This window comes from Paenibacillus forsythiae T98, assembly GCF_000520735.1.
In the GTDB taxonomy this organism is placed as follows: Bacteria; Bacillota; Bacilli; order Paenibacillales; family Paenibacillaceae; genus Paenibacillus_AQ; species Paenibacillus_AQ forsythiae.
In genome coordinates this window covers 1-6,751 of record NZ_ASSC01000196.1, presented here as the reverse complement: position 1 = coordinate 6,751, position 6,751 = coordinate 1, and the positions used below count along the sequence as shown (strand labels likewise).

Annotated in this window: 7 protein-coding genes; 6 read left to right on the top strand and 1 reads right to left on the bottom strand. The window is 57.7% G+C overall.

Features of this window, described 5'->3' with window-relative positions; translation table 11 throughout:
* Positions 1-176 precede the first annotated feature (176 nt).
* The 4 genes from L692_RS0107100 to L692_RS0107085 are packed head-to-tail and all read left to right on the top strand — an operon-like array spanning position 177 to position 3,793.
* A complete protein-coding gene (locus tag L692_RS0107100) occupies positions 177-1,004 on the top strand; it encodes a purine-nucleoside phosphorylase (protein WP_025698451.1) in 828 nt (275 codons plus the stop codon).
* 16 nt (positions 1,005-1,020) lie between these two features.
* Entirely contained in the window at positions 1,021-1,899 is an 879-nt protein-coding gene (locus tag L692_RS0107095) for a purine-nucleoside phosphorylase (protein ID WP_025698449.1), read from the top strand.
* 1 nt (position 1,900) lies between these two features.
* Entirely contained in the window at positions 1,901-3,232 is a 1,332-nt protein-coding gene (locus L692_RS0107090) for a pyrimidine-nucleoside phosphorylase (RefSeq protein ID WP_025698447.1), read from the top strand.
* Between the two features lie 48 nt (positions 3,233-3,280).
* Complete coding sequence (locus L692_RS0107085) at positions 3,281-3,793, top strand: flavin reductase family protein (protein ID WP_025698445.1); 513 nt, start codon at positions 3,281-3,283, stop codon at positions 3,791-3,793.
* 109 nt (positions 3,794-3,902) lie between these two features.
* On the opposite strand, the gene L692_RS0107080 is transcribed toward L692_RS0107085, so the two are convergent.
* On the bottom strand, positions 3,903-4,952 hold the full coding sequence (locus L692_RS0107080; RefSeq protein ID WP_025698443.1) for a serine hydrolase domain-containing protein: 1,050 nt from the start codon (positions 4,950-4,952) through the stop codon (positions 3,903-3,905).
* 200 nt (positions 4,953-5,152) lie between these two features.
* Between L692_RS0107080 and L692_RS0107075 the strand changes: the two genes are divergently transcribed.
* Positions 5,153-6,349 carry a D-alanyl-D-alanine carboxypeptidase family protein gene (locus L692_RS0107075; RefSeq protein WP_025698441.1) on the top strand — a complete coding sequence of 399 codons (1,197 nt, stop codon included), beginning with the start codon at positions 5,153-5,155 and terminating at the stop codon, positions 6,347-6,349.
* Between the two features lie 176 nt (positions 6,350-6,525).
* Positions 6,526-6,751 (top strand): STAS domain-containing protein (locus L692_RS0107070; protein ID WP_025698439.1); only part of this gene is annotated, 226 nt, incomplete at its 3' end.

The window sequence follows — 6,751 nt, the reverse complement described above, 5'->3', positions numbered from 1 at the left end:
CTGGGCGTCCGCTCGACCTTCTCGGATGTGGCGGCGACCATCGCCGACAACTTCGGAGCGGCGCCGCCGCGGTACGGGACAAGCTTCCTTGGCGAGCTGAAATAACCCGCCGGAGTCATGGTCTTTTTCAGAATCTGCATCAATTACACATAAGCCCACTTTAAGGAGGAACATACATGAGCAACACAGTAAGCCTCGGCGCGATTCAGGAAGCTGCAGGGTACATCAAGAGCAAAGGGGCGGAAGCGCCGGAAATCGGACTGATTCTCGGCTCCGGCCTCGGCATTCTGGCCGATTTGATTCAGGACGGGATCAGCATCCCTTACCAGGACATCCCCCATTTTCCGGTGTCCACTGTGGAGGGACATGAAGGGGAACTATTGATCGGCACGATCGAGGGACGCAAGGTCGTGATGATGAAGGGCCGCTTTCACATGTATGAGGGCTATGGACCGGAGACCACCGCGTTCCCCGTTCGCGTGATGAAGGAGCTTGGCGTAAAGAGCCTGCTCGTGACCAACGCCGCCGGGGGAGTCAATACGGATTACTCCGCCGGAGATTTGATGCTCCTTACCGACCATCTCAACCTGACGGGCCGCAATCCGCTCATCGGGCCGAATGATTCCGAGCTTGGCGTAAGGTTCCCCGATATGTCCGAGCCGTACAGTCGCCGGCTGATCGCGGCGGCGCGCGAAACCGCGAAGGCGCAGAACTTTACGTTCAAGGAAGGCGTCTACGCGGGTCTGCTCGGACCGTGCTACGAGACACCCGCCGAGATCGTCATGCTGCGGCGCCTGGGCGCCGATGCGGTTGGCATGTCCACCGTTTCCGAGACCATCGTCGCCCGCCATGCCGGGATCGAGGTGCTCGGCATCTCCTGTATTACGAACATGGCCGCAGGGATTCTGGACCAGCCCCTGTCCCATGACGAAGTGATGGAGACGGCGGAGCGGGTGCGCGAGCGCTTCCTGAGCCTTGTGCTTGCTCTTATTCCGAATATGTAAAAGGAGGAACCCTACCATGACGCAATCCGCGAACAACACATCAGAGGCCGCCGCTTACGGAGTACAGGTCAAGGAAGCCGCCGCCTATGTAGAGTCCAGGCTGGGCTCTTACAAGCCGGTGATCGGCCTCATCCTTGGTTCCGGCCTTGGCGATCTGGGCGACCAGATTGAGGATGCCGTATACTTGCCCTACGAGGAGATTCCCCATTTTCCGCGTTCGACGGTGGAAGGCCATGCCGGACGCTTCGTTATCGGCAAGCTAGAGGGCAAGGATGTCATTATTATGCAGGGACGATTCCACTATTACGAAGGCTATGCCATGCGCAAGGTTGTGCTGCCCGTGTACGTTCTGGCCAAGCTCGGCATCGGCACGCTCGTCATCACCAATGCGGGCGGCGGCATGAACCGGGCGTTCAAGGCAGGCGATCTGATGCTGATTACCGATCATCTGAACATGACGGGAGACAACCCGCTGATCGGCCCGAATGATCCGGAGCTTGGCGTGCGCTTCCCGGACATGTCCCGCGCCTACGACCCGGAATACATCGCGCTCGCCAAGAAGCTGGCGCCGGAAATCAAGGGAGAGGACGGAGAGAGCCTTAAGCTTCAGGAAGGGGTGTACGCCGGTATCAGCGGCCCGACCTACGAGACGCCGTCCGAGCTGAATATGCTGGCGTTTCTCGGCGGCGACGCGGTCGGCATGTCCACCGTTCCCGAGGTGATCGCCGCAAGCCACAGCAGGCTGAGAGTGCTCGGCATCACCTGTATCACCGACATGGCGATCGGCGACGAGCTGGAGCCTCTGACGCATGAGCAGGTAGTCAAGGTGGCGAATCGGACCAAGCCGAAGTTTATCGGCCTTGTCCGCGCCTTCGTTCGCGAGGTGCAAATTTGATATGCGGGCCGTCGACATTATCCAGAAGAAGAGAGACGGTAGAGAGCTGACCAGCGAGGAAATTTCCTTTCTCATTCAAGGCTATACCCGGGGAGAGATTCCCGATTACCAAATGTCCGCCTGGGCGATGGCCGTCTATTTCCGGGGAATGAACGCCAGGGAGACCGGCGATTTGACCCTGGAAATGGCCAAATCCGGCGACCAGGTTGACCTTGGTCCAATCGCCGGGGTTAAGGTGGACAAGCATTCCACCGGAGGCGTGGGCGACAAAACGACCGTCGTTCTCGCTCCCTTGGTAGCGGCTGCGGGCGTTCCGGTCGCCAAAATGTCCGGGCGCGGCCTCGGCCACACCGGCGGTACGCTGGACAAGCTGGAGTCCATCTCCGGCTTTTCCGTTGAAATGGATCGCGAGCGCTTCTTCGCCCAGGTCGGGGAGATCGGCGCGGCGGTCATCGGCCAGTCCGGCAATATCACCCCGGCGGACAAGAAGCTGTACGCTCTGCGGGACGTGACGGCAACCGTGGAATCCATTCCGCTCATTGCAAGCTCCGTCATGAGCAAGAAGATCGCCGCCGGCGCGGACGCCATCGTGCTGGACGTCAAGACCGGAAGCGGCGCGTTCATGAAGACGCTGGAGGATTCCATCAAGCTGGCGCAGGCGATGGTGGATATCGGCACCCAGCTTGGCCGCAACACTGTCGCCGTCATCAGCGACATGGATCAGCCGCTCGGCTACGGCATCGGCAATGCGCTGGAAGTCAAGGAAGGCATCGAAACGCTGCGCGGCCAGGGTCCGAAGGATCTGACGGAGGTATGCCTTATTCTTGGCAGCCAGATGCTGGTGCTTGGCGGCAAAGCCAAGGATACGGAGGAAGCCCGGAAGATCCTTGAGGAGCATATTGCGGACGGCAGCGCGCTTGAGAAGCTGAAGGCGATCGTCGCGGCCCAGGGCGGGGATGTGAGCCAGATTGAATCCCCTTCGGCGCTGCCCGCCGCCCGCAAGCAGGTAGAAGTGAAAGCGGCGGCGGATGGCCATATCGAAGCGATCCAGGCTGAGGCAATCGGCGTCGCCGCCATGCTGCTCGGCGCCGGACGGGAGACGAAGGAGTCCGTCATCGACCTTGCCGTCGGCATCGTGCTGGCGAAGAAGGTAGGCGACGCCGTCTCCGCCGGCGACACGTTGGCTGTCCTTCATATAAGCGACGCCTCCGGCGACAAGGTGAAGGAAGCCGAGGACAAGGTGCTAGAAGCCTACCGCATTACGGCCCAGCCGGTAACCCCTCCCCCACTCGTCTATGCCATCGTTACAAAGGATGGCGTAACCCGGTATTAGTGGAGTATACTGGGATAGATTGTATTTTTGGTTGGTGGAGGAGAGAGTGTGAGCGAAGCGTTTAAATTATTGGACCCGCAAGAACTGACGGATAATGTGTTCAAGCTGGTCGGGGAAGATTGGATGCTGATTACGGCTGGAGGAGCGGAGCATTATAACACGATGACAGCCAGCTGGGGCGGTCTGGGCATCCTCTGGCACAAGAAAATCGCCTTTTGCGTAGTCAGACCTACCCGCTATACTTATGAGTTCATGGAAGCCTCCGACACGTTCTCCCTGTCGTTCTTTACGGAGGATTACCGGAGTGCGCTGGAAATCTGCGGCAGCGCTTCGGGGAGAGATATGGATAAGGCGGAGGCGGCGGACATCACTCCGGTGGAAGACACGCCGGGGATCGTGTATTTCCAGGAGGCCAGACTTGTGCTTGAATGCCGCAAGCTCTACTATCAGGATTTGGACCCGGCCAAGTTCCTGGACGAAGACATTCACAAGATGTATCCCGACAAAAATTACCATCGTTTGTATGTAGGAGAGATTACGCAGGTCCGGATCAAGGAGTAATTTCAGTTCACGGATGGGCCTGACCCGGCAAAAAACAGGGGTGTCCCGGCAGCCATTGCTATGGCTTACGGGACACCCCTATTTATTATTAGTCCGTCTGGGAAGCTTATTATGCCTTCCCGGCCAGCCCCTCTGCAAGCAATTCCTCTTCAATCATCCGCATCATACGGTAAGCTCCCCTGCTTTGGTTGCAGGTTACGGCCAGCGTAAGCCCGGACTCCGGGTAGAAGGCGGAGCGAAAGGAGACGCCGGGATCGGAGCCCATAATATGGTACTTCACCGGTGTGCCGTCCCGCTGAGTAATCCAGATGCCGTAACCGTAATACTCGCCATCGCTGTCGGCGATCTGCGGGGACAGCAGGCGTGCGAGCAGATCTGCTCCAAGAAGGCCGCCGCCCATCAGGGCATCCCAGAATTTAAGCATATCCGGCGCTGTCAAGAATATGCCGCCATCCGCGCCGCCCTTGACGGGAATAGAGTAGATATTGCTTCTCCAGGCGCCATCCTCCTCCTCGATGTAGCCTGTTGCCGTATCCGCCGGCAGCCCGTCGAGCGGGAAATAGCCCGATCTTGTCATCCTGCAGGGCTGTAAAATCCGGCTTTCCACATAATCGGCAAATGGCATGCCCGCCACCCGCTCCAAGATAAGCCCAAGCACGATATACCCCGCGTTATTGTAGTGAAACCGCCCGCCCGGAGTGAATTTCATCGGCAGCTCCCGGATTAACGGGATAAAATCTCCGGGTCTCCTGAGTCTGTACATCGGGTGCTTCTCCCACAGTTGTTCGAAATCGTCCATTGCTTCTTCATCGAAATAATCGCCGATCCCGGAGGAGTGGGTGAGCAGATGATGGATCGTTATCTCCCGGCTGAAATGGGGGAAATCTTGCTCCAGATTGAGGTAGTCCGAGACCAGGCCTTCCAGCTTCAATGCGCCGGTTTCCGCAAGCTGACAAATGGAGACCGCCGTAAACAGCTTGCCGCCGGAAGCGGTCCCGAAGGAGGTAGAAGCTTTATTGGCAATCCGGTTCTCTCTTTGCGCGAAGCCATAGGGCAATACAATCAGGGCGCTCCCGGGAATTTTAACCGCAATGGTTCCCGAAAAACCGGTTTCGTCCGCTGTTTGATTCAGTTTTCCTGTTAATTTGTGAGTCTGCAATAGGATTCCTCCATCCTGATTGTTTGAGCGGCATAAAGGGGTTTGAGCCGTTCCTCTTCCTGCCCATGCACAAAAAAGTTCGGGCTGCGCCGTAAATAATCCTGCCCGCAAGCAAAATTATGGAATATTTCCACCCTTTTCTGACGAAACTGGAACACAGTACCTGCGATAAGAAGGTTAACGTTCAGGAGGGGACTTTGATGACAAAATTTCGCTTAGGTTTGCTGGCGCTGTGCATCGTATTTAGCGCTGTTAGCCTGGTTACCCCGGCGCTTGCGGAGGAACAGGGGCAGAAGCCTGGAGGAGCGGCCAAGGCGGCCGATCTTGCGCCGCAGGCGCGCTCGGCGGTTCTGATGGATGCCGGGACCGGAACCGTCATTTACGAGAAGAACAGCCACGACAAGCTGCCTCCGGCAAGCATCACGAAGATTATGACGATGCTGCTCACGGTCGAAGCGCTGGATGACGGACGGCTGAAGCTGACCGACAAGGTCCGGACAAGCGATTACGCCGCCTCGATGGGAGGCTCGCAGATCTTTCTGGAGCCAGGTGAGGAAATGACCGTTGACGAGATGCTGAAGGGCATCGCGATGGCCTCCGGCAACGATGCGTCCGTGGCGATGGCGGAGAAGCTCGCCGGCTCGGAGAGCGCTTTTGTCGATCTGATGAACAAGCGGGCGGGGGAGCTCGGCATGAAGGATACGCATTTCGCCAACTGCAACGGGCTTCCTGCCGAGAACCACTATTCCTCGGCGCATGACATCGCCGTTATGAGCCGCGAGCTGCTGAAGCATGACCGGATTATCAAATACACCGGCTCCTACCAGGATTATCTCCGCAAGGACTCGAAGAAGCCGTTCTGGCTCGTGAATACGAACAAGCTGGTGCGCTTCTATACCGGAGCGGACGGGCTGAAGACCGGCTATACATCGGAGGCCAAGTTCTGTCTGTCGGCAACCGCGTCAAGAGACGGGCTGCGGGCGGTCGCCGTCGTGCTGGGAGAGCCCAATACGAAGACGCGCAACAGCGAGGTCTCGGGCATGTTCGACTTCCTGTTCTCGCAGTACAAGGTTCACACGATTCATAAAGCCGGCGAGACGCTGGGCACGCTCAAGATCGGCAAGGGCGTCAAGGCCGAGCTGCCGATTACGGCGCAAGAGGACTACACCATTTTGCTGAAAAAGGGAGTTACCCAGGAAGGCGTCCGTCATGAGACCGTCATTCTGGATCAAGTCAAGGCTCCAATTGCCAAGGGCCAAACGATCGGCAAGCTGGTCGTGTACCAGGGCAATACGGTAGTGAAGCAGTATGAGCTGAAGGCGCCCGAGGATATTGCCAAGGCGGGCTGGTGGAAGCTGTTCAAGCGGACGGCCGGCTCCATGTTCTCGGTTCACTGACGGACAGAGGGCGGTTTTTGCCGGGTTATCCCGATCCTTTTGTAGAACGATAAGAGTTTTCTTCTAGTTTTGTCGTGAGGCAGGATTCGCTCTCCGCCGCGTAGAAATCGTTGTCCTTGAAGACGTTGTAAGCTGCCAAAGGCCGTTTCAAAGCAACGAAGAGGAGAGTGGCGAATATGAATTCTCATGTGCAGTTGGAGCATCACAGGGGTGTGCTGGTCGTCCGTCTGACCGGGGAGCTCGACCATCATGCGGCTGATTTTGTGAGAATGGACCTGGATGAGGCGATTCTGCGGAAGCAGGTGGAGCATCTTGTGCTGAATTTGAAGGATCTTCAGTTTATGGACAGCTCGGGGCTGGGCGTTATTCTGGGGCGGTACAAGCTGATTCGCGGCAAAGGCG